Below are 3051 nucleotides of genomic sequence, written 5' to 3'. Positions count from 1 at the left end.
GTTTCTGTTTCGGCTTTAACTGCAGGTTCTTCAGCACCTGGTGCCGCTGCTTCTTCAGCGGGCGCCGCCGCCGGATCATTGCTGGCGGGTTCCAGCAATAAAATCAAACTGCCCTGGGAAACTTTGTCGCCCAAATTCACTTTGAGTTCTTTCACTACCCCGGCTTCCGGTGCAGGAATCTCCATAGTGGCTTTATCAGATTCCACCGATATTAAGGAGTCTTCGACGTTGATAGCGTCGCCCGATTTAACTAACAGCTCGACGACTTCAACATTTTCAAAGTCACCGATATCGGGTACTAAAATTTCTTTTTCCATTATGTGTTATCTCCCCCGCTTATGCGTGCAGCGGGTTTGGTTTTTCTGGATCAATGCCGTATTTGGTAATCGCTTCCGCTACTTTGCTAGCGGGCAGTACCTCTTCATCCACCAGGGCTTTAAGTGCAGCAACGACAACATGATAACTATTAACTTCAAAGTGCTTGCGTAGTTGGGCGCGGGTATCACTGCGGCCGAAGCCATCGGTACCCAGTACTTCGAAGCGTTGTGGCACCCATTTTCGAATCTGATCAGCGTAGGATTGTACGTAATCGGTCGCTGCAATTACGGGACCTTGTTGCCCTTCCAGGCACTGAGCGACATAAGGCACCCTGGGTTTATCGCTCGGATGTAAGCGGTTCCAACGATCACAATCACGGGCGTCACGAGCGAGTTCCGTAAAGCTGGTAGCGCTCCAGATATCGGCGTCTACACCCCAGTCTTCGTTCAACAAATCGGCGGCCGCAATCACTTCACGAAAAATGGTGCCAGAACCCATGAGCTGTACCCTTTTCTTTTTCTTGCCACCGCGACGGAACAAATACAAACCTTTAACAATACCCTCTTCTGCGCCTTCTGGCATCGGTGGATGCGCATAGTTTTCATTCATGGCGGTGATGTAATAGAACACGTCTTCCTGGTTTGCGAACATGCGTTGCATACCGTCATGAATAATCACTGCCATCTCGTAACTAAAGGTGGGATCGTAGCTAACACAATTGGGGATGGTACTGGACATCAGCAAGCTGTGACCATCCTGATGCTGCAAACCTTCTCCAGCCAGCGTGGTACGCCCTGCGGTACCGCCGATCATAAAACCACGCGCCTGCATGTCGCCGGCGGCCCAGGCCAGGTCGCCAATGCGCTGGAAGCCAAACATGGAGTAATAAATATAGAAAGGCACCATGTTAACACCGTGCGCGCTGTAGGCAGTGGCTGCTGCAATCCACGAAGACATAGAACCCGCCTCTGTAATACCTTCTTCGAGGATTTGTCCTGTTTTGTCTTCTTTGTAGAACATGATTTCATCTTTGTCCTGCGGGGTATAAATTTGTCCCACGGAAGAATAGATGCCTAACTGGCGGAACATACCTTCCATACCGAAGGTGCGCGCCTCATCGGGCACGATGGGTACCACGTTTTTACCGATACTTTTATCGCGGCACAAAATTGTTAACATACGTACAAATGCCATGGTGGTGGACATCTCACGTTCGCCACTGCCGCCTAATAATGGCTCGAAAATTGATAGCTCAGGAATTTCTAATGGTGCGGCCAGATGTTTACGCACAGGCAGGTAGCCACCTAACGCTTCGCGTCGGTTGCGCAGGTATTTCATTTCTTCACTGTCGTCTGCCGGTTTATAGTAATGACCTGCCGCGGCTTGTTCGTCATCCAGCGGAATATTAAAGCGGTCGCGGAACGTAATCATTTCATCGTCCGCCAGCTTCTTTTGCGAATGGGTGCGCATTTGACCTTCACCAGCAGCACCCATACCGTAACCTTTTACGGTTTGAGCCAGTATTACTGTGGGTTGACCGGTGTGCTGTACCGCCGCTTGATAGGCAGCATATACTTTATGGGGATCATGACCGCCACGGTTTAAACGCCAAATGTCTTCGTCGGACATTTTCGCCACCATGGCTTTTAACTCCGGGTATTTGCCGAAAAAATGCTCCCGGACATAAGCGCCATCTTTGGATTTGTAGTTCTGGTAATCACCATCGACAGCTTCCATCATACGCTGTTGCAGTAAGCCGTCTTTGTCCATGGCAAACAATGGATCCCAGTAGCTACCCCACATAACTTTTATTACATTCCAGCCTGCACCGCGGAAACCGGCTTCCAGCTCTTGAATGATTTTGCCATTACCGCGCACCGGGCCGTCCAGGCGCTGCAAGTTACAATTCACTACCCAAATTAAGTTGTCTAATTTCTCGCGCCCGGCCAGTGAAATCGCGCCCAGGGATTCTGGTTCGTCCGTTTCACCATCACCGACAAACGACCAGACCTTTCGGTTTTTAGTGTCGGACAGGCCGCGGTCCTGCAAATACTTTAAAAAGCGCGCCTGGTAAATAGACATGATCGGCCCAAGGCCCATGGATACCGTGGGGAACTGCCAGAAATCAGGCATTAAATGCGGGTGTGGATAAGATGATAAACCTTTACCATCCACTTCCTGGCGGAAATTATCCAGTTGCTCCTCGGTCAATCGCCCTTCCAGATAGGCGCGCGCGTAGGTACCGGGCGAGGCATGCCCCTGGAAGTAAATCAGGTCGCCGCCATGTTCATGGCTGGGAGCGTGCCAAAAATGATTAAAGCCTACATCATAAAGAGTAGCGGCTGAGGCAAAGGTAGCGATATGTCCGCCCAACTCAGCGCTTTTGCGATTGGCTTTAACAACCATTGCCATGGCATTCCAGCGGATATAAGCGCGAATGCGATCTTCAATAGCCGGGTCACCTGGCATAGCGCCCTCCAGGTGTGGCGGAATGGTGTTCACATATGCCGTATTAGAAGAAAACGGTAAATTGGCACCTAAGCGCCGCGCCTTATCGATGAGTTGTTCCAGTAAAAAGTGCGCACGCTCGACGCCTTCGTTCTCGATAACCGCTTCCAGGGCCTCGACCCACTCATGGGTTTCTAAGGCGTCGATATCTTGTAACAGTGATTGCTGGGACATTGTTTCCAACCTCTAGAATTCGTTTGCCTACGACTACAAATCAAGCCTGTG

Annotated in this window: 2 protein-coding genes; both read right to left on the bottom strand. The window is 50.6% G+C overall.

Translation table 11 applies throughout. The annotated features are described in order from the left end of the window. The coding region (locus tag ACWVCM_RS08025) for a biotin/lipoyl-containing protein (RefSeq protein WP_455201212.1) at positions 1-317 on the bottom strand (317 nt) is incomplete at its 3' end. A gap of 19 nt (positions 318-336) precedes the next feature. Continuing rightward, on the bottom strand, positions 337-3000 hold the full coding sequence (aceE, locus tag ACWVCM_RS08020; protein ID WP_455201211.1) for a pyruvate dehydrogenase (acetyl-transferring), homodimeric type: 2664 nt from the start codon (positions 2998-3000) through the stop codon (positions 337-339). Positions 3001-3051: the final 51 nt, after the last annotated feature.

This window comes from Kaarinaea lacus, assembly GCF_975902315.1.
Note: the sequence above shows the minus strand (reverse complement) of the source record. Positions and strands in the feature narration are given on the sequence as shown.

What these genes read in the sequence shown, in the direction of transcription:
- aceE (WP_455201211.1), bottom strand. Translation starts at nt 3,000, where the DNA reads ATGTCCCAGCAATCACTGTTACAAGATATCGACGCCTTAGAAACCCAT.